This window comes from Candidatus Aquiluna sp. IMCC13023, assembly GCF_000257665.1.
GTDB lineage: Bacteria > Actinomycetota > Actinomycetes > Actinomycetales > Microbacteriaceae > Aquiluna.
The window spans coordinates 23,573-43,106 of sequence record NZ_AJKR01000003.1; the positions used below are offsets into that span (position 1 = coordinate 23,573).

Below are 19,534 nucleotides of genomic sequence, written 5' to 3' on the forward strand. Positions count from 1 at the left end.
CTCTATGCTTCGATGCTTGCCAACTCGCCCATTGAAGAAAACAGCTTGGTGGGACAGTTCATGCTCAAGCCTCGCCCGGCGTAAGGTGCCCCAATCAAAAAGCCTTGCAAGCTGGTTAGTCCGATGTACGGCTACCGTTATCGCCGGGAATTTGGTGACCCCAGCAATGTTTTCGACTGATAAAGCGCTAGGGCTTGAAGGCTTACCGCTTCGATGCGAACGGCTAAAGACTTCTTACAAAAAATGCTCAAACTCACTTCAGAAATTTTCACTTCATTGGAGCAACCGGGGCACTGAATATGAATTTCTCTTTCCACCTGGGTCGAACCATCTGGACGGGGAGGTTTTTGTGAAGCGCTGTCTACTTGATTCCACGGAATAAATTCGCCCGAGACCACAAAGACACCAATTTCTAAGTGCTCACCGCAGCCGTGGTCGCAGTAAAAAGAACACTGGTATCCGTTCTCGACAGGACTGGCGGTCATCAGAGCCCTTTCGAGAATTCTTGATTGATGCCTAAAGGCTGTCAGATGCAACTATGACTTTTTAGGAAAGCGCAATCAGGTCGGCATAGCCTTCGTTCCAGTGATCTTCATCGCCATCCGGCAAAATCAACACTCGTTCCGGGTTCAGGGCTTCAACGGCTCCAACATCGTGCGAGACCAGCACAACTGCTCCCTTAAAGCCTGCAAGAGCACCCAGAATCTCTTCACGGCTAGCTGGGTCCAAGTTGTTGGTTGGCTCGTCAAGCAGAAGCACATTGGCAGATGAAACCACAAGTGATGCAAGTGCAAGTCTGGTTTTTTCTCCTCCAGATAGCACTCCGGCTAGCTTCGAGACATCGTCGCCCGAGAAGAGGAAAGAACCGAGGACTTTTCTGGCATCAGTGTCGGGAAGGCCAGGGGCGGCATCCTGCATGTTCTGAAGAACGGTTTTGTTCACGTCCAAGGTCTCATGCTCCTGAGCAAAGTAGCCAACCTTGAGTCCGTGACCGGCAATCAGTTCGCCGGTGTCCGGCTTGTCCACTCCTGCAAGAATTCTTAGCAACGTGGTCTTTCCAGCTCCATTTAGCCCGATGATGACCACTCTTGAACCGCGGTCAATCGCAAGGTCAACGGCAGCGAAAATCTCCAGCGAGCCATAGCTTCTACTCAAATTCTCTGCCATCAAGGGTGTTTTACCGCAGGGAGCTGGGTCAGGGAACTTGATTTTGGCCACGCGATCTACTTCTCTCACGTCATCCAAGTTCGCAAGCAAAGATTCTGCTCGACGCACCATTTGCTTGGCAGCAACCGCTTTGCTGGCCTTCGCACCAAATTTGGCGGCCTGAAGCTGCAAAGTACTGGCCTTCTTCTGGGCGATTGATCGCTCACGCTTCCGGCGCTCTTCGTCGGTTTCTCTGGCCTTCTTGTATTGGTTCCAGCCCATGTTGTAGATATCAATTACCGTGCGGTTGGCGTCTAGGTAGAAAACACGATTTACCGTTTCTTCAACTAGGGCGACATCGTGGCTGATGATAATCAACCCGCCCTTATAGGACTTCAGAAACTCTCTTAGCCAAACCACGGAGTCGGCATCGAGGTGGTTCGTCGGTTCATCAAGAATCATGGTTTGAGCGTTACTAAACAGAATCCTTGCCAGTTCAATTCTTCGACGCTGTCCGCCCGAGAGAGTCTTCAGGGGCTGGTTTAGTATCTGCCCTTTGATTCCTAGGCTTCCCGCTATTGCCTCGGCCTGGGCCTCGGCAGCGTAGCCGCCTGCCGCCTGGAAGCGCTCTTCGAACTTCGCGTATGAAATCATGGCCGCGGCTGATACTTCTGGGTCGGCGCTACCCATCTCAAGGCCGGCGTTATTCATGCCCTCGAGTGTGTCGCCAAGGTTTCTGGCGTTCAAAATTCTGGTTCTTGCAAGTTGCTCTGGATCCCCGGTGCGCGGGTCCTGAGGGAGATATCCGATTTCACCTTGGCGATCGACGAAGCCCTGAGAGGGCTGGCCGTCACCGGCAAGAATTTTTGTGAGGGTTGTTTTGCCGGCACCATTTCTGCCGACTAGTCCAACTTTGTCACCCTTGTCCACCCGAAAATTTACGCCCTGCATCAGCACTCTGGGTCCGATTCGAATCTCGAGGTCGCGCACGCCGATCATCTCAGAATCTCCAAAGGGTTTTGTTGCAAGCAGAGGCAACGAATACTCCTATCCTACCAAGGTAGCCTTCGAGTTTTGTGATGTTGATTTTGTTCATGAGCGCGCGGACCTGGTCGATTTACCTTGGAGCTATAGAATTTGGCCATGGGCGTTATGCAGGAGCTAAGAAGCATTCCAAACATGCTCAGCATCCTTCGGCTTTTTATGGTGCCGGTGTTCTTGGTTTTGCTTCTGACGGGGCAATTTATTGCAGCGTTGATTACTTTGATGGTCGCCAGCGCCACCGATTGGCTGGATGGGCAAATAGCTAGGCGCTTTAATCAAGTAACGAAATTGGGTCAACTGTTGGATCCGGCCGCTGACCGGCTCTTCATCTTTGCAGCGCTTATTGGTCTGACCATAAACGGAAATATTCCGCTCTGGTTAGCTCTGATAGTGGCTTCTCGGGACTTGATGCTGGTCATTGTCTACCCGATTTTGGCAAGCCATGGCTACGGGCCATTGCCTGTGCACTTCCTTGGTAAAGCTGGGACCTTTGCTCTTTTATACGCTCTGCCGCTTTTATTGATGGTTGATGTGTGGCCAGAGGCCTCTTTCATAGTTTTGCCTCTGGCTTGGGGCTTCGCGTATTGGGGGGCGGGTCTCTATTGGCTTTCTGGCCTGCTTTACGTCAAGCAAGTTATAGAAGTCTTGTCATCCATCAAGCCAAAATCCCCTAAAGTATGAGGGGGAGGCAAAATTGTCTAAAGAAGGTTTTGGAAGTGACGACACAGCTCGTTTTTCTGACGATCTGATAGCCAAAAACGCCCCTGTCCTTTCTGACGAGGAAGCAATTGCAGTAGCGGCCCTTCCTTCTAACTCAGCACTTCTTGTTTCACACCGAGGACCCGGGGCCGGATCGAGATTCCTTTTAGACCAGGATCTCACTATTGCCGGAAGACACCCGGAAGCGGACATTTTTTTGGATGACGTAACTGTGTCGAGAAAGCACGTTCAGATCTCCCGAAAGGGCTCGGCCTTTCAGCTTGAGGACCTGGGGTCCATGAACGGAACCTATGTTGACGGCGATCGAGTAGACGCGATCAAGCTGGTTGACGGAGCCGAAGTGCTAATTGGAAAATTTCGTCTGACTTTTTATTCTTCGAAGAAGGTTGGCTGAGTATGGAGAACTCTCTATCTAGACTTCAAGACCACCGCAAGCTCTACACAATCGGCCAGGTGCTTTCTGTTCTAAAGCCAGACTTTGGTGACCTCAGCCCGTCTAAGCTTCGTTTCTTGGAAGACCAGGGCCTTGTTGCTCCGGAGCGCACCGATGCCGGATATCGAAAGTTTTCAGAACCACAGATTGAGCGCCTCAGAATTATTCTGACTCTTCAGCGCGATCAGTACCTTCCTCTCAAAGTGATTAGGGAGTACCTAGACGAACTAGATTCCGGCAGACAGCCGCTGTTGCCTGCCGCGAGTCCGTCATCGCTTCGAAAAGGGCAGCGCTTCTCGACTTCTCAACTAAAGCTTGAGACTGGTCTTTCAGACCTGGCTTTCAAAGAGGGTGCGGACTTAGGTCTTTTTGGAGCCCAACCTCATTCTTCGCACGAGGTCGAGATTGCTTTTGCTCTTGTCGGCCTCGAGGAGTTTGGCATTCAACCAAGGCACTTACGAGGCTTGAAGTCGGCTGCAGAGCGAGAGATTGGAATAATCACGGGTGTCACCGAGCCGATTCTTCGGAAGAAGGCCCCGGACAGCGCGGCAAAGGCCGGGCACATTTCTAGGGAGATAGCGGAGCGATTCGGCGCTATTAGGTCGCACCTGATAACAGAAGTGATTGAAGAGATAGAACGATAGTGCGACACGCCCAAGCCACAATAGAAACCCTAAACCTCAACTTGAAGGCAGACTTAGCAGTCTGTGCAAATTAGGAGTAGCGGTGGAATACGAATCTGGTGTCTTGTTCACTGACGGCTTGCCGAACACCGATATCGGTTACCGGGGAGCTTCGGCTGCTGCTGCTGCTGGCATTACCTACCGCCAGCTTGATTACTGGGACAGAACCGGACTTGCTGTTCCTGCCATACAGGGCGCGACCGGCTCCGGGTCTCAGCGACTTTACTCATTCCGGGATATTTTGGTTTTGAAGCTTGTTAAGAGACTTCTAGACACCGGTGTTTCACTCCAGCAGATAAGAATTGCAGTTGAGCAGCTTGCTGCAGCCGGTATTTCGGATCTAACCAACACGACTCTTATGTCCGATGGGGCAAGGGTTTACCTGTGCACTTCGCAAGACGAAGTAATCGATCTTCTAGGTCAGGGCCAGGGCGTATTTGGTATTGCAATAGGCAGAGTTCTTAGAGAAGTTGAGGCTACTTTGGTTGACTTTGCCGCTGAAGAAGCCGCTGTTCACGATGAGCTTGCTGCCAGAAGAGCGCGTAAAATCTCCTAGCGTTGAAACCAACGCTTCTTTTTCCTTGTTCGTCTTGATTCGGGGGGGTCTTCTGCTTGAATCGCAGTCTGACCAAGCTCTGTGATTAGATTCTGCTGACCCCGCATGGTTCGCCCAACGATTCCGACTCGTGTCCGCTTTTCTTCAGTGGAGTCAAAATCCGCCATTAGACCAGCCAATAGTCTGTCGAATCCTCTGGCTACTTCGGGCGCGCCTTCGGCAGGCCAGGAATGGATTGGCCTTGCTGCTCCGGTGGACTGTTGAACGGCCGCGCGCTCTTCGAAATATGGTTGCAGTAATTGCTCCCCAAACATTTCGCGGAGTTCATTTAGTCGGAACTCATGCTCATGTGATTGCTGCCTGAGGCGATTTACGACAAAACCATAGAGGCTAAGCCTTGGGCTCAATTTCGCGCTAATCTCAGCAATTGCGCGGCGGGCTCTGTCGGCTGCAATTACTGAATACAGTGCCGGCTCCGTAACTAAAATTACGCGATCGCTTGCTACCCATGCGGTTCGGGTCAGGGCGTTGATTGACGGGGGAGTGTCGATGATCACTAGTTCATACTCGTCTTCGATTAGCGCAAGTATTTCTTCTAGTTTCCAGACGTCGGAAACGGTTGGTGCAGGGTTATCAAGCAAGAGTGATCTTGGGCTGCCTACCAGAACATCAAGCTTTGAGCCTCTTGACCAAGGGGAGGCCACCAGCGCTCTTCTCAAAACCGGAAGCTTAGGGCTCTGCAGCACTTCTGCTACCGACGCGCTCATGTCCGCAGGAGCTGCTAGCCCGCTGGTTGCATCGCACTGAGGGTCCAGGTCAATCACCAGAGTGTTGATACCTTGATTGAGAGCTGCCGATGCCAGGCCGAGGGCTACCGTAGTTTTTCCTACGCCACCCTTGAGTGAACTCACGCTAAGTACATGCACTGTAATAGGCTACCTAGTTATTAGGCGTGTGCATGGCGCGCCACATCGGTTCAGTAAGGTTTTATGTTTAAAAAGATTTTGGTGGCTAACCGAGGTGAAATCGCCGTAAGAGCATTTCGAGCGGCCTATGAAATAGGCGCGAAGACCGTAGCTGTCTACCCCTATGAAGATCGGGGCTCCGTCCACAGGCTCAAAGCCGATGAGGCCTATGAAATAAAGGCGGATGGCTCGCCGGTAAGGGCTTATCTTTCTGTGTCCGAGATGATACGGGTCGCCAAAGAGTCGGGTGCGGACGCCATTTACCCGGGCTATGGCTTCTTAAGCGAAAATGCCGAACTTGGAAGGCAGGCCAAGCTAAATGGAATTGCATTTGTTGGTCCATCCCCAGAAGTTCTTGAGCTAGCTGGCGACAAGGTAAACGCCAAAGCCGCGGCAATTCGTGCTGGAGTTCCGGTTCTTGCTTCCACCGAATCTTCCGAGGATGTCGCAAAACTTATCGCTGAAGCTGGCGAAATTGGATTCCCACTTTTTGTAAAGGCCGTTGCCGGTGGCGGTGGCCGCGGAATGCGCAAGGTTGATACAAAAGCGGATCTGCCCGATGCTCTCGGCGAAGCGATGCGCGAGGCTGGAAGCGCTTTTGGGGATGCTCACGTGTTTCTTGAGCAGGCAGTAATTCGACCAAGACACATCGAAGTGCAGATTTTGGCGGACAATCATGGCAATGTAATTCACCTTCACGAGCGAGACTGCTCAATTCAAAGGCGCAATCAAAAAGTTATTGAGATAGCGCCGGCTCCGCACCTTGATGACGTTTTACGACAGCAACTTTTCGCTGACGCGGTTAGCTTCGCAAAGGAAATCGGCTATCAGAATGCCGGAACAGTTGAGTTTCTAATTGAGACCGTGGGGCCAAACACGGGAAAGCACGTGTTCATTGAAATGAACCCACGAATACAGGTCGAGCACACCGTGACAGAAGAGATCACCGATGTTGATCTCGTGCAGTCCCAACTGCGAATTGCTGCTGGTGCGACTCTTGCGGATATGGGCCTGACTCAAGACAGCATCAAGCCTCACGGCTTTGCTGTGCAGTGCAGGATCACGACCGAGGATCCAGCGGCAGGTTTTAGGCCTGACACCGGAAAGATAACGACTTATCGCTCCCCGGGTGGTGCTGGTATTCGTCTTGACGGCGGAACAGTATCGACCGGAACCGAGGTTTCGCCTCACTTCGACTCGATGCTTGTAAAGCTAATCACGCGCGGCAGAGATTTCAGATCAGCAGTTGACCGCGGCAAGCGCGCACTCGCCGAATTCAGAATTCGCGGCGTTGCCACCAACATCAATTTCCTGCAAGCGGTTTTGGATGACGAGACTTTTGCATCGGGTGAACTCTCTACTCACTTTATTGACGAGCGACCTGAGCTTATGAATGCCAGGGTCTCCAAGGATCGCGGCACCAAAGTGCTGCAGTGGCTCGCCGAGGTAACAGTCAATAAGCCCTATGGCGACCGAGATGGTCGCACCGAGCCGCAGCTAAAGCTTCCAAAAATTGATTTGGGTAAGCCAGCGCCTGATGGCTCTAAGCAACGCTTAGTGGAACTTGGTCCAGAGGGTTTTGCAAAGTGGATGAGATCGCAGGGCCAAGTTCTGGTTACTGACACGACTTTCAGAGACGCACATCAGTCGCTGCTTGCAACCAGAGTTAGAGGTCGCGACCTTGTCGCGGCAGCGCCTTACGTGGCCAGAATGACACCAGAGCTTCTTTCGGTTGAGGCCTGGGGCGGTGCAACATACGACGTGGCACTCAGGTTCCTCGGTGAGAATCCTTGGTCAAGGCTTGCTCAGCTGAGAGAAGAGCTTCCAAATCTGTGCATTCAAATGCTACTTCGTGGTCGAAACACCGTCGGATACACTCCGTATCCGGTCGAAGTGACCGATGCCTTTGTTGAAGAGGCTGCATACACCGGAGTGGACATTTTCAGAATTTTTGATGCTCTCAACGATGTATCGCAAATGGCCCCGGCTATTGCGGCAGTGAGGAACAAGACCAAGTCCCTAGCTGAGGTTGGCATGAGTTTTACCGGTAATTTTCTGGATCCGAAAGAAAATCTTTACACCCTTGATTACTACTTGAAACTCGCAGATCGAATTGTTGATGCCGGCGCTCATGTCCTGGCCATCAAGGACATGGCAGGTTTGCTAAGACCCCAGGCCGCCAGCGTGCTTGTAAGCGCGCTCAGGGAGCGCTTTGACCTTCCGGTTCATTTGCACACTCATGACACGGCGGGTGGTCAACTGGCGACGCTTCTGGCTGCAATCGATGCCGGAGTGGACGCGGTCGATGTCGCAAGTGCACCGATGGCCGGCACTACCAGCCAGCCATCATTTAGTTCTCTGGTTGCTGCACTTGAAAATACCGAGCGCGACACCGGAATCTCAATGAGCGCAGTTACCGATCTTGAACCATATTGGGAGGCGGTTCGAAAGGTCTACTCGCCATTTGAGTCTGGACTACCAGGTCCGACCGGCCGCGTTTATTCGCATGAGATTCCCGGGGGACAGCTTTCAAATCTCCGGCAGCAGGCAATCGCCCTTGGTTTGGGTGACAGGTTCGAACTGGTTGAAGACATGTATGCAGCTGCGAATCGAATCCTTGGAAGACCTCCGAAGGTAACTCCGTCTTCCAAGGTAGTTGGGGACTTAGCGCTGCATCTGGTTGCGGTGGGTGCCGACCCGGAAGATTTCGAAAACAACCCGCAAAACTATGACATTCCGGACTCTGTTATCGGCTTCATGGCGGGCGAATTAGGCGACCTCCCTGGCGGCTGGCCGGAACCATTCCGCTCCAAGGTTTTGAAGGGCAAAAAACCTGACATCTCAGTCACTCCAGTTTCGACGGATGACTTAGCGGCCCTAGAATCCAGCGATCACAAGCTCATTCAGCGAACCCTGAATCAACTTCTGTTCCCGGGTCCAACCAAGGAATTTGAGCGGGTCCAGGCTGCCTATGGTGAGCTAGATAACCTCGAAACCCTCGACTACCTATATGGGCTAGAGCAAGATCACGAGCACGTTGTGGAGCTAAGAAAGGGTCTGCAGCTGTTTGTTGGCCTCGAAGCCATCGGAGAAGCTGACAGCAAAGGCTTTCGGACTGTAATGGCCAAGCTAAACGGCCAGTTGCGACCAATACTGGCTCGAGACCACAGCATTACAGCGACGACCTCGTCTGCCGAAAAAGCCGATCCTGCCATCAAGGGACACGCCGCTGCACCATTCACTGGTGTTGTTACTCCAAAGGTTGAGGTGGGTGATAGCGTTCAGGTCGGAGACCCAATTGCCGGTATCGAAGCCATGAAAATGGAGGCAAGCATAGCTGCCCCAATCTCTGGCAAAATAGTAAGGCTCGGTATTGCTGGTCCGACGCCTGTTGAAGGCGGCGACCTAATAGCCGTAATTGAATAGGAGTTGTTTTGGACAAGAACCCGGAACGCGATTATGCCTCAGGAGAAAGCTCTGACTTTAGCGACTTGGAGCTAGACCCTGAGACTGGCCAACTCAACCAAATTGCCGCTGATGCAGTGTCGATTCCCATTGACGTTGCTCCAGAAGTTGAGGACTTGTTTGCTGAGCCTGAGCCAGCCAGCTTGCTCACCGCGGACCGACTCTTGCAAGACAAGGCAAAGCCCAACTTTATTCCGGAAACTTTCTTTAGGCGAAGCCTTTATCGACTGAGTTTTGGGGGAATAAACCTCGGCGATAACGCCAAGGTGCGTGCGAGACGTGATTTAGATGCAAGGATCAGGACCGATCTTGCAGGGGAAACCAGATTTGTTCCAGTTCTTACCCGAAAGGGCGGTGTTGGAAAAACCACCATGACTGCCCTAATTGGCATGGCAATGGCGCGAGTCCGAGAGGATCGGATACTTGCAATCGACGCAAACCCGGATCGCGGAACGCTCTCCGAACGCGTGCAAAAGGGCACCGATCGCACGGTCAGGGACGTAGTGAATCGCGCTGGCGGTATTTCAAGCTTTAGCGTCTTTAGCGATTTTGTTTCACGCGATAAGTCACGCTTGGATGTCTTGTCATCTGACGCTGACCCCATGATTTCTGAAGCCTTCAATGAGGGTGACTACAACGTTGTAGCGGACATTGCTGCTAGGTATTACAGCATCTGCCTAACCGATTGCGGCACTGGAATTGTCCACAGCGTTATGCGAGCAGTCTTGATGAGAGCAAAAGGAATAGTAATCGTGTCCGGGGGGTCGATTGACGAGGCAAAACTTGCCTCCGAGACTCTTACTTGGTTGGACTCGAATGGTTACAGCGAACTTGTGAGTAACAGCGTGGTAGCGCTGAACACCGCGACTTTCGGAACGGAGCTGGTGAAGCTTGACGAAATTGAAGCTCACTTTGCATCCAGGGTCCGGGCCGTCGTCAGAATTCCATACGACCCTCAGCTTGCCGCAGGCGCTCTTATTGACTTTGATCAGTTGCACCCAGCCACAAGGCAGGCCGCTAGGGACCTAGCCGCCCTGGTGGTTGATGGGTTAGCTGCTTGAGCGTCAGGGAAATAAGGCTCTTTGGCGATCCAATACTGGTGACACCAAGTGCGGAAATTCTCGATTTTGCATCGGCTGCGGGTCTAATACAGGACTTAATCGACACGACGTCTCTTTCCGGCCGGGCCGGGGTGGCAGCAACTCAGATTGGGGTGGGGCTAAGTGCCTTCGCCTATAACGTTCAAGGCCAAATCGGATACCTTATAAACCCAAAAATAACTGAACTATCGGGCGGACTTATCCCAATGGAGGAAGGCTGCCTCTCCGTCCCGGGCCTTTGGCATCCGGCCATTCGACATACCATTGCTAAGGCTTCCGGCTTTTTGCTGGACGGATCGGCGATAGAGATCTCAGGCGAGGGCTTGATGGCTCAAGCCCTCCAGCATGAAATAGATCATCTGTCCGGGGTTCTGTATCTTGATCGTTTAGAAAAGCAGGAGCGAAAACTAGCTTTTAAGGCTCTCCGTGAACAAGTTTGGTTTACGCGCTAGCGTAAATTCTCCCAACCTGAAGATCAAAATCTGTCATAACTTTTGAGCGCTTGATCTTCAGCGACGGGGTCAAGTGGCCTGATGCCTCGGTTAGTTCGACATCCAGAATCTCAAAAGACCGTACCTGCTCTGCTTTCGAGAATAACTTGTTGACTTCGTCGACGGTCTTCTGAATTTCAGCGATCACGGTCGGGTGCTTGGTCGCCTCGGCGAGTGTCAGTTTTTCCTCGATACCGTTGTTTTGGGCCCAAACCATGACCATGTCTGGATCGAGTGAGATAAGTGCTGAAATAAATGGCTTTGAGTCACCAATCACAACGACCTGTCCGACAAGCGGATGGGCGCGAAGAGGATCTTCAATCGGAGCCGGGGCAACATTCTTGCCTCCTGCGGTAACGAGCATCTCCTTTTTGCGGCCAGTGATGGTTAGGAAGCCGTCCTCGTCCAGTTCACCAAGGTCGCCTGTCCTGAACCAATCTCCATCAAACGCTTCTCTGGTTGCGGCCTCGTTGCGCCAGTAGCCGCGCATGCAGTTGATGCCGCGTAGCCATATTTCTCCGTCTTCGGCGATCTTGATTCCGGTTCCAGGTAGAGCGCGACCTACTTTGCCAATCTTCTGCCAGGCAACGCGTCCGATCACTGCTGCCGCAGCAGTTTCAGTAAGCCCGTAGCCCTCTAGAACGATTAGTCCGATGCCGCGATAAAAGTGCCCAAGTCTTGCTCCAAGTGGAGCGCCGCCTGAAATCGCGTACTTCACGTTGCCACCCATTGCTGCGCGCAACTTGCCGTAGACAAGTCGGTCAAATAGCTTGTGCTTGACCTTTAGACCAAGAGAAGGCCCTGACTTACTATCCAGCGCCTTCGAGTAATCGATTGCTACCTCAGCGGCAGATCGGAAAATCTTGCCCTTGCCGCCGGTCTCTGCACGTAGCTCTGCTCCGTTGTAAATTTTCTCGAACACTCTTGGCACTGCCAAAATGAAGGTTGGCTTGAATGCGGGAAGAACTTGAGCCACTTGTAGTGAGTCGCTCAAGTGACCAACTCGAATTCCAGAGTGAAGACATAAAACCGACACGTATCTAGCCAAAATGTGCGCTAGTGGCAGGAAGATAAGAGAGGACTGCTTGTCATTGGCAATTTCTGGGATTTCCGCAGCAGCATTCTTTGCGTGGTCTACAAAGCTCTTGTGAGTCAGCTCACAGCCCTTTGGGTTTCCCGTGGTGCCAGATGTGTAAACAATGGTTGCTAGATCGCTCAGGTTTGCATGCGAGCGAGCTTTTTCCAGCTGGTCGTCACCAATCTTTTCACCGTCTTGGTGAAGTCCAGAAAAGTCTTTTGAGTCAATTCGCCAGACGTGCTTCACCTTCTGGGTGCCTGACTTGACCTGGTTGAATCGCTCTAGGTGCTCATCGTCCTCTATAAATAGTGCGATTGCATCCGAGTCGGTAAGTATCCATTCGATTTGGCTTGCAGATGAGCTCTCGTAAATTGGCACGCCAATTGCGCCCGCGAACCAAATAGCAAAATCAATCATTGTCCACTCATAGCGAGTGCGAGACATGATGGCCACAGCATCGCCGGGCTTGATTCCCTGAGCGATAAGGCCCTTGGCCAGTGACTTGACTTCGTCCAGGAATTCCTGTGAGGTCACATCCCTCCAAGTGCCGTCCGGGTTCTGGCGGCTAAAAAGTGGATGAGATGGGTTTATCGCGACTCTTTCGAGTAGCAGGTCGCTGGCGTTCAGACTCGGGTCTGTGTTGACTTTTATTGGCACATCGTAAAACTTCATTGTCTCTCCCTGTGTCGAGTTATCCATACTTTAACCTGTTTCGACAGGCATTATCAATTGGGGCTTGAAAATCAATAAATATCTTTGTGGCGGATTGGGGTAGTTTGCCCTCTAAAATTTAGCTCTAACTCAACCAAGGAGCTAACAGCTTGCTCAGCATCGGCATAGACATCGGCGGCACAAAAATTTTGGGAGCAATTGTCGACGACAGCGGCAAGGTCGTAACCGAGAAAAGAGTCTCCTCTCCGGCCAATGATCCCGATCTAATGGTGAATGAGGTGGCAAGCCTGATTCAGGAGCTTTTTCTGCAGATTGGTTCAGAACATGTGCCCGTGGGTGTCGCAGCCGCTGGGTTTATCGATGCCGACCAATCCAATGTCTTATACGCGCCAAACTTGAGCTGGAGAGACGAACCGCTTCGAGAGCGCCTAGAAGAAAAGATTCAGCGGCGCCTTGTCATCGAGAATGACGCAAACGCAGCGGGCTGGGCAGAATATCGTTTTGGAGCCGGCAAAGGGTCAAAGGACATGGTCATGCTCACGCTCGGCACCGGGGTTGGCGGCGCGGTTATTTCCGATGGTGCTATTCGCAGGGGCGGCTTCGGTATCGCTGGAGAGCTTGGGCACATCAGGGTTGTCAGAGATGGCAAGCAATGCGGTTGCGGGAGAACAGGCTGCGTTGAGCAGTATGCCTCTGGAACTGCCCTCTTAGAGGCGGCCAGAGTTCTGAGTGCCAGCGGCGAGCCAGCTGGATTCTTTCTTAACTCCTTAAAGAAAGATCTCGATTTACTCACGGGCGAGCATGTTCGACAGGCACTCGTGGCCAAGGATCCAGGAACCTTGTCACTACTGCGTGATGTCGGGACCTTCCTCGGTGAAGCGATGGGAAGTATCACAGCCGCTCTTGACCCTCAGGTTTATGTAATAGGCGGCGGATTGTCCGAAGCTGGAGAATTGCTGCTCGAGCCAATCAGAGAAAGCTTTCTTCGAGAGTTACCGGCACAGGGCTTTAGACCGGTGGCGAAAATTTTGGCAGCATCCTTCTCAAATCAGGCTGGAGTAATTGGCGCTGCTGATTTAGCACGCGACTCACTTCGGTAAGCTTTAGGGCAACGACTGGAGAGTCCATGACCTATTTTTTTCTAAAGAACTTTGTTCTCGGTCCCATTCTGAGGCTGCTATTCCGTCCTTGGTCGCGAGGGACAGAACACATTCCAAAGAATGGCGGTGCAATTTTGGCCTCAAACCACTTATCTTTTGTTGACTCGATTTTTCTCCCTCTCAAGCTAAGGCGTCCGGTGACCTTCCTGGCCAAGAGCGAATACTTCACCGGCAAAGGCTTCAAAGGTGCCCTAATCAGATGGTTTTTCATTTCCACGGGTCAGATTCCAATTGATAGGTCTGGTGGCAAGGCTTCGGAGGACTCATTGAACACCGGCCTTGGGGTTCTAGAACGCGGTTTGCTCCTGGGTATTTATCCCGAGGGAACAAGGTCTCCTAACTCCGACATGCATCGGGGAAGAACTGGTATAGCGAGGATGGCCTTAGAGGCTGGGGTTCCAGTAATACCGGTTGCCATGATTGACACCGACAAGGTTCAGCCGCTCGGCGCCAAGTATCCAAAAATACATCGAGTAGGGGTGGTGATTGGGGAGCCGTTAGACTTCTCTAGGTTTGCCGGTATGGAGGGTGAGCGAGCGGTCTTGAGATCAGTGACCGACCAAATCGTTTACAGCATCCACCGACTTTCAAATCAAAAGTATGAAGATGTTTACGCGTCGACCGTCAAAAGCAGACTTGCACGAGCAGAATAGGGAATCTTGAAAGAGTTCGGATTAGACAACTACCTCAATCTTGAGGCGAAGCAGCAGCCAACCTGGGACAGCCTAGAGACTCTTGAAAAGGTAAAAGAAGAGCTTTCTGTAAAGCCACCGTTGGTTTTTGCCGGCGAAGTTGACTCATTACGCGATCGAATTGCTGCTGCGAGCCGAGGCGAGGCTTTTGTGCTTCAGGGTGGCGATTGTGCCGAGACCTTTGCAGATGCAACCGCAGATCGAATTCGAAGTCGAATAAAAACAGTCCTGCAGATGGCAGTCGTTCTCATGTATGGCTCATCGCTACCGGTGGTAAAAATGGGTCGCATGGCCGGTCAGTTTGCCAAGCCAAGGTCTGCCGATAACGAAACTCGCGGAGATATAACTTTGCCCGCCTACCGCGGTGATGCAGTAAACGGATATGATTTCACTCCTGAGTCTCGAAGGAACGACCCGAATAGGCTGATGCAGGCCTACAACACCTCTGCAAGTACTTTGAACCTGATCAGAGCCTTCACAACCGGTGGTTTCGCAGATCTTCGCGAGGTTCACTCTTGGAATAAGGGTTTCACGGATAACCCGGCGAATAAGCGCTACGAAAGCATCGCTCAGGACATTGACCGAGCCATGAGATTCATGGACGCCTGCGGCATAGACGCAAATGAATTGAAGTCAACCGAGTTTTTCGTTTCCCACGAAGGTCTGTTGTTCGACTACGAGCGCCCACTAACCAGGCTCGATTCCAGGACCGGAATGCCATATGTAACAAGTGGTCACTTTATTTGGGTGGGGGAGCGAACCAGACAGCTTGATGGCGCACACATTGACTACCTTTCGAAAGTTAGGAACCCACTGGGTGTAAAGCTTGGGCCGTCTACTAGCAAGCAAGATGTTCTTGATTTGATTGACAAGTTGGATCCTGAGCGCGAGCCGGGTCGATTGACTTTTATTAGCCGCATGGGAGCTGGCAAAATCCGCGATGAGCTTCCGAAGCTGATTGAAGCTGCCCAGGAGTCCGAGTCGACACCACTTTGGATCACGGATCCAATGCACGGCAACGGCATGACGACTGCAAATGGTTACAAGTCCAGAAGGTTTGACGACATTATGGACGAGGTTGCAGGCTTCTTCGAGGTACACCGTGGCCTTGGAACTCACCCGGGTGGACTGCATGTTGAGCTAACCGGCGACGACGTTGCAGAATGTCTTGGCGGATCGGATTTGATTGACGAAAGCACTCTTGCAGAACGCTATGAGTCGGTTTGCGACCCGAGACTAAACCACATGCAGTCTCTTGAGCTTGCCTTTTTGGTGGCGGAGCAGTTGGTAGAAACGGCGAGGGCGTAAATTGATAACCAATAAAGTTTCAAGCTGGCTAACCATTGACCAGGCAGCCGATCTTCTTGAGACCTCGCCTGGAAAAGTACGTAGGCTAATCGACGAACACTTTTTGTTCACCTATCGAATTGATAAAGTACCAATGATTCCGGCCGATCTAATTATCGATCGTGAGCCTTTGAGCAGCATTCACGGAACCCTAATTTTGCTAAATGATTTAGGGCTGAATCGAGATGAGTCAATCACTTGGCTTTATGAGATGAATGCGGAGCTAGGCACAGAGCCGATTACTGCATTGCTAGCGGGCCACAAAGCTCCTGTGCGCAGAGCTGCTCAGGGGCTTGGCTAAAGTTACTTAGCTCGGTTTATTACCTGATCTGCTAGTTTCGCAAGCGCATTTCTGCCCTGGTCAGTAATTTCTAATGCTGCCAACGACTCAATAGATCTGGTGGAGTGCTCGGCAATGAGTCGTTCGGTTTTCTCCAAAGCTCTTGAGTCTGCAATCGTATTTCTCATAAATTCGAGCTGCTCATCGCTAATCTCACCAGAAATCAACAGTTCCTCGAAGATTCGAGCAACTGATTTAGGAAGAGTCTCTAGGGTTAGCGCAATTAGAACCGTGCGCTTCCCCTCTCTAAGATCGTCTCCGGCCGGCTTTCCTGTTACTTCAGGGTCGCCGAAAACTCCAAGGACATCGTCTCGGAGCTGAAACGCCAGCCCGAGCGGAATACCAAACTCACTCAGAGCATTAAGAGAGCCATCTTCTGCGCCAGCTAGCGCTGCCCCAATTAGAAGTGGTGCCTCCAGGCTGTACTTAGCGGTCTTATAGAGCATTATCTTGTTTGCTCGGGCAACCGCGGCACCATCGGTTCTTGTCGGTGCAGCATTTTCTTCCAAAACATCTAGATATTGCCCAGCCATTACCTCAAAGCGCATTTTGCCGAATTCGTGTCGGCAGTTTGCTTCCGATTTTTCGTTCGGGGCGTGAAGTAGCGCCTCACCAAAAATTTCGGAACTCCATGCCAGCATCAAATCGCCAACCAGAACTGAACCGGCCAAGCCAAACCGCTCCGGAGATCCCACGTAGTGGTGCTGCTTGTGGAGACTTTCAAATCGCTTGTGGATCGAGGGTGCACCTCGACGAGTGTCGGACTGATCAAGTAAGTCATCGTGAACAAGAGCAGCAGCGTGGAACATTTCCAACGCCGCTGCTACCCCAACGATGGGGGAGTGAGCATTTAGCTCAGCGCCATTTGTTTCAGAGCCCACGGTTGAAGCAAAAGACCAATAGCAGAAAAGTGCTCTAAATCTTTTTCCGCCAGAAAGCAGGGACTGAGTAAAATCTATGAGGGGAATCAAGTCCTCGGAAATGCCAGAGAGCTCTTCGCGTTTCTGATCGCAAAACGAGTCGAGTTTGTTCTGCACGAGTTCTAACAGGAAATCTTGAGCCACGCGGAATAGCTTAGCGGCTGAAAGTTGTTTACAATTAGTAAGGAACGGAGTCAATCAATGGCACTATCAGACCGCGAGCAAAAGCTCCTCGAAGAGATGGAACGTAATCTCATAGAGGAAGACGCTGGCTTTGCCAACCGAGTTCGCGACGTTGGTTCGTCGAACAAGGACGGTAAGAAGCTTGTGCTCGGTGTAATCACCATGCTCGTAGGTGTAGTTCTTCTAATTTTGGCCGTTTCACTTCAGGTTGCATTCTTTGGAGTAGTTGCATTCATGGTCATGGTAATTGGCCTCGTGGTTGCAACCAGTAATTTCCGACTGCCTGGATTAGGCAGGGCGGCAAAGCCTCCCGGAGGCCCTTCGTTCTTCGAGGATCGCTGGAACCAGAGATTCAATAACGACTAACCGCTCTTTTTCAAAAAACCCCGCTGAGGCGGGGTTTTTTTTGTTTAAGTTATTTTTCAAAAAAAATCAAAAAGAGCTTGCAAAAACGAACTTAGGGGAGGAAAGTGGAGTAAAGTGGAGTACAACACGATGCGGAGGGAGTGTTCATGCTGTTAGGTACGCACACTCCAAAGCTCGATGAAAAGGGCCGTCTAATTCTCCCCGCCAAATTCCGAGGTGAATTTGAAGAAGGCGTAGTAATAACCAAGGGTCAAGAGCACTGCCTATACGTGTTCTCCGCCAAAGAATTCCAGGAAGTCCACGAGAAGATTCGTCAGGCTCCTGTGACCTCCGAGGAAGCGCGCCGTTACCTTCGTGTTTTTCTATCCGGAGCCACCGACGAGTCACCCGATAAGCAGGGCAGAGTGCTTCTTCCACAACTACTTAGAGACTATGCGTCACTCACAAAAGAACTGGTGGTGATCGGTGTTGGCTCCAGAGCCGAGATCTGGGACCCCCAGGCCTGGCAGTACTACCTCAAGAACAATGAGGAGAATTTTGCTCAACAGGCGACGGAGGTGATTCCGGGACTGTTCTAATTTCCTGCATTTTGTTCCTTGGCCGTACCGGCTTACTTCCCCTAAGTCGGACCTACGAAAACCAAGCTCGTAGACGGACAAGGATCAAGGTGCAGGAAATGATTCCCCATAAAAGATGAATCATTCAACTTCAGATCTTCACCGCCCAGTAATGCTTCAGCGTTGCATGGAGCTTCTGCGTCCGGGTATCACAGGAGATTCACCAGTGGTAATTGACTGCACCCTCGGTCTCGGAGGTCACACTGAAGCACTCCTTAGTGAGCATGAAAATCTGACCGTCATTGGCATCGATAGGGACCCGGCGGCATTGAGACTGGCGACAGCCCGACTAGAACCTTTCGGTAAACGGTTTATCCCCGCCGCTGCAACCTACGATGAAATCACCGAGGTGCTAGCCGAGCTTGAATTTCCTTCGGTTCAGGGCATTTTGATGGACTTAGGTGTTAGCTCAATGCAGCTTGACGAAGCTGACCGCGGCTTTTCATACGCGCAAGATGCGCCGCTGGACATGAGGATGAACCAAAACATTGGTCAAACTGCCGCAAATCTATTGATGACGCTCGGCGAAATAGAACTCACCAAAATTTTCCGAGACTACGGTGAAGAAAGATTCGCTCCGCTAGTTGCAAAGCGGATCGTTGCAGAACGACAAGTTTCAGGCATCCTTACAAGCTCCGACTTGAACAAAATCGTCGCGGCTGTAGTTCCAATGGCCCCAGGTCGAACAAGCGGTCACCCAGCTAAGCGGATTTATCAAGCACTCCGCATTGCGGTAAATAATGAACTTTCCGGCCTCGAATCGGCATTGCCTCAAGCCATTGATGCCCTGGCAATTGGGGCAAGGCTCGTCGTGATGTCTTACCACTCACTGGAAGACGGCATTACAAAGCGCGCAATGCAGGAAGCTGCAGTTTCCTCGACGCCAATTGGAATGCCCATGCAGCTCCCCGGCACTTCACCAGCCCTCAAGGTAATCACTCGAGGCGTAGAGCGAGCAACGGAATTAGAGCTATCCCAAAACCCAAGAGCCGCCTCCGCAAGACTGCGGGCCGCCGAAAAACTGGAGGTCTTTTAGTGAGCGTTTATATGGTTTCAGAAAAGGATGCCAAAAAACTAAAGCCGAGTCTGATGGCTGGGCTCATTTTTGTTTTGGGCATTGTCGCGGTCCTGATTGGTCAAATCTCGCTAAACATGGTTCTTACTCAAGACGCTTACCAACTTCGCTCTCTCACGATTGAAAAGCGAAACTTGGCTACTGACGTGCAGATCATTCAAGAAGAAGTCTCATCGCTATCCTCGCCTCAGAATCTTGCTGACGCCGCGAACATGCTTGGCATGGTAGCGAATCCAGCATCGGTAATGATTGATATCGACAACGACAAAATATTTGGTGAGCCGGCTCCGGCTCGTGCCGACGGCTCTGAAGTGGCGAGCGCCAATTTGGTGGCTAACTCGGCATTGGGAACCGTTTCGGAATTCTCAATGGCGACTGTTGCTAGCGGAGAGCTAGAGGTGAGTGTTGAAACCGCTAATTTGGCTAGTTCTGGCCTAGTTTTGCAGTCGGGGCTAATACCGGCATCACCTACCAGATAAGG

Annotated in this window: 20 protein-coding genes; 15 read left to right on the forward strand and 5 right to left on the reverse strand. The window is 51.7% G+C overall.

All coding sequences use genetic code 11. From position 1 onward, the window contains the following. Nucleotides 1–137 precede the first annotated feature (137 nt). Nucleotides 138–485, reverse strand: coding sequence for a hypothetical protein (locus IMCC13023_RS07315; RefSeq protein ID WP_157775971.1), 348 nt, complete (start codon nt 483–485; stop codon nt 138–140). Between the two features lie 61 nt (nt 486–546). Beyond that, nucleotides 547–2,145 carry a ribosomal protection-like ABC-F family protein gene (gene abc-f, locus IMCC13023_RS03850; protein WP_040325324.1) on the reverse strand — a complete coding sequence of 533 codons (1,599 nt, stop codon included), beginning with the start codon at nt 2,143–2,145 and terminating at the stop codon, nt 547–549. A gap of 144 nt (nt 2,146–2,289) precedes the next feature. Between abc-f and IMCC13023_RS03855 the strand changes: the two genes are divergently transcribed. The 4 genes from IMCC13023_RS03855 (at nt 2,290) to IMCC13023_RS03870 (ending at nt 4,582) form a co-directional block, all read left to right on the forward strand. Beyond that, on the forward strand, nt 2,290–2,871 hold the full coding sequence (locus IMCC13023_RS03855) for a CDP-alcohol phosphatidyltransferase family protein (protein WP_007541468.1): 582 nt from the start codon (nt 2,290–2,292) through the stop codon (nt 2,869–2,871). 64 nt (nt 2,872–2,935) lie between these two features. After that, the gene (locus tag IMCC13023_RS03860) at nt 2,936–3,304 is read left to right on the forward strand and encodes an FHA domain-containing protein (RefSeq protein WP_249859733.1); all 369 of its coding nucleotides are present in this window, start codon (nt 2,936–2,938) and stop codon (nt 3,302–3,304) included. A gap of 2 nt (nt 3,305–3,306) precedes the next feature. Continuing rightward, nucleotides 3,307–3,987, forward strand: coding sequence for a transcriptional regulator FtsR (ftsR, locus tag IMCC13023_RS03865; protein ID WP_007541470.1), 681 nt, complete (start codon nt 3,307–3,309; stop codon nt 3,985–3,987). An 82-nt stretch (nt 3,988–4,069) separates the two neighbouring features. After that, nucleotides 4,070–4,582, forward strand: coding sequence for a MerR family transcriptional regulator (locus tag IMCC13023_RS03870; protein ID WP_007541472.1), 513 nt, complete (start codon nt 4,070–4,072; stop codon nt 4,580–4,582). On the opposite strand, the gene IMCC13023_RS03875 is transcribed toward IMCC13023_RS03870, so the two are convergent. After that, nucleotides 4,579–5,508, reverse strand: coding sequence for a ParA family protein (locus tag IMCC13023_RS03875; RefSeq protein ID WP_007541474.1), 930 nt, complete (start codon nt 5,506–5,508; stop codon nt 4,579–4,581). The genes IMCC13023_RS03870 and IMCC13023_RS03875 overlap by 4 nt on opposite strands. Nucleotides 5,509–5,571: 63 nt before the next feature. On the opposite strand from IMCC13023_RS03875, the gene IMCC13023_RS03880 reads away from it, so the two are divergent. Genes IMCC13023_RS03880 through IMCC13023_RS03890 form a run of 3 tightly spaced genes read left to right on the forward strand, consistent with a single transcriptional unit; the run spans nt 5,572 to nt 10,564 of the window. Continuing rightward, nucleotides 5,572–8,973 carry a pyruvate carboxylase gene (locus tag IMCC13023_RS03880; RefSeq protein ID WP_007541477.1) on the forward strand — a complete coding sequence of 1,134 codons (3,402 nt, stop codon included), beginning with the start codon at nt 5,572–5,574 and terminating at the stop codon, nt 8,971–8,973. A gap of 8 nt (nt 8,974–8,981) precedes the next feature. Further along, on the forward strand, nt 8,982–10,073 hold the full coding sequence (locus tag IMCC13023_RS03885) for a MinD/ParA family ATP-binding protein (RefSeq protein WP_007541479.1): 1,092 nt from the start codon (nt 8,982–8,984) through the stop codon (nt 10,071–10,073). Beyond that, nucleotides 10,070–10,564 carry a peptide deformylase gene (locus tag IMCC13023_RS03890; protein WP_007541481.1) on the forward strand — a complete coding sequence of 165 codons (495 nt, stop codon included), beginning with the start codon at nt 10,070–10,072 and terminating at the stop codon, nt 10,562–10,564. Before IMCC13023_RS03885 ends, IMCC13023_RS03890 begins: the two co-directional genes overlap by 4 nt. Here IMCC13023_RS03890 and IMCC13023_RS03895 read toward each other — a convergent pair. After that, nucleotides 10,554–12,353 carry an AMP-dependent synthetase/ligase gene (locus IMCC13023_RS03895; protein WP_007541483.1) on the reverse strand — a complete coding sequence of 600 codons (1,800 nt, stop codon included), beginning with the start codon at nt 12,351–12,353 and terminating at the stop codon, nt 10,554–10,556. The two genes, IMCC13023_RS03890 and IMCC13023_RS03895, sit on opposite strands and share 11 nt — an antisense overlap. Nucleotides 12,354–12,502: 149 nt before the next feature. On the opposite strand from IMCC13023_RS03895, the gene IMCC13023_RS03900 reads away from it, so the two are divergent. The 4 genes from IMCC13023_RS03900 to IMCC13023_RS03915 are packed head-to-tail and all read left to right on the forward strand — an operon-like array spanning nt 12,503 to nt 15,853. Then, a complete protein-coding gene (locus IMCC13023_RS03900) occupies nt 12,503–13,453 on the forward strand; it encodes an ROK family glucokinase (protein WP_007541485.1) in 951 nt (316 codons plus the stop codon). Nucleotides 13,454–13,479: 26 nt separating this feature from the next. Continuing rightward, nucleotides 13,480–14,166 (forward strand): lysophospholipid acyltransferase family protein, encoded by a 687-nt coding sequence (locus tag IMCC13023_RS03905; protein WP_040325130.1) that lies wholly within the window; start codon nt 13,480–13,482, stop codon nt 14,164–14,166. 6 nt (nt 14,167–14,172) lie between these two features. After that, complete coding sequence (locus IMCC13023_RS03910) at nt 14,173–15,513, forward strand: class II 3-deoxy-7-phosphoheptulonate synthase (protein WP_007541489.1); 1,341 nt, start codon at nt 14,173–14,175, stop codon at nt 15,511–15,513. Between the two features lies 1 nt (nt 15,514). Next, complete coding sequence (locus IMCC13023_RS03915; protein ID WP_007541491.1) at nt 15,515–15,853, forward strand: Rv2175c family DNA-binding protein; 339 nt, start codon at nt 15,515–15,517, stop codon at nt 15,851–15,853. A gap of 2 nt (nt 15,854–15,855) precedes the next feature. On the opposite strand, the gene IMCC13023_RS03920 is transcribed toward IMCC13023_RS03915, so the two are convergent. After that, nucleotides 15,856–16,956 carry a polyprenyl synthetase family protein gene (locus IMCC13023_RS03920; RefSeq protein ID WP_007541493.1) on the reverse strand — a complete coding sequence of 367 codons (1,101 nt, stop codon included), beginning with the start codon at nt 16,954–16,956 and terminating at the stop codon, nt 15,856–15,858. 57 nt (nt 16,957–17,013) lie between these two features. On the opposite strand from IMCC13023_RS03920, the gene IMCC13023_RS03925 reads away from it, so the two are divergent. The 4 genes from IMCC13023_RS03925 to ftsL all read left to right on the forward strand — a co-directional run bounded on the left by IMCC13023_RS03925 (nt 17,014) and on the right by ftsL (nt 19,532). Then, the gene (locus IMCC13023_RS03925; protein WP_007541495.1) at nt 17,014–17,361 is read left to right on the forward strand and encodes a DUF3040 domain-containing protein; all 348 of its coding nucleotides are present in this window, start codon (nt 17,014–17,016) and stop codon (nt 17,359–17,361) included. A 146-nt stretch (nt 17,362–17,507) separates the two neighbouring features. Next, nucleotides 17,508–17,939 (forward strand): division/cell wall cluster transcriptional repressor MraZ, encoded by a 432-nt coding sequence (gene mraZ, locus IMCC13023_RS03930; protein ID WP_040325134.1) that lies wholly within the window; start codon nt 17,508–17,510, stop codon nt 17,937–17,939. A gap of 115 nt (nt 17,940–18,054) precedes the next feature. After that, complete coding sequence (gene rsmH / locus IMCC13023_RS03935) at nt 18,055–19,014, forward strand: 16S rRNA (cytosine(1402)-N(4))-methyltransferase RsmH (protein ID WP_007541499.1); 960 nt, start codon at nt 18,055–18,057, stop codon at nt 19,012–19,014. Continuing rightward, nucleotides 19,014–19,532 (forward strand): cell division protein FtsL, encoded by a 519-nt coding sequence (gene ftsL / locus IMCC13023_RS07040; protein ID WP_050816738.1) that lies wholly within the window; start codon nt 19,014–19,016, stop codon nt 19,530–19,532. The genes rsmH and ftsL overlap by 1 nt, the downstream gene beginning before the upstream one ends. Nucleotides 19,533–19,534 lie beyond the last annotated feature (2 nt).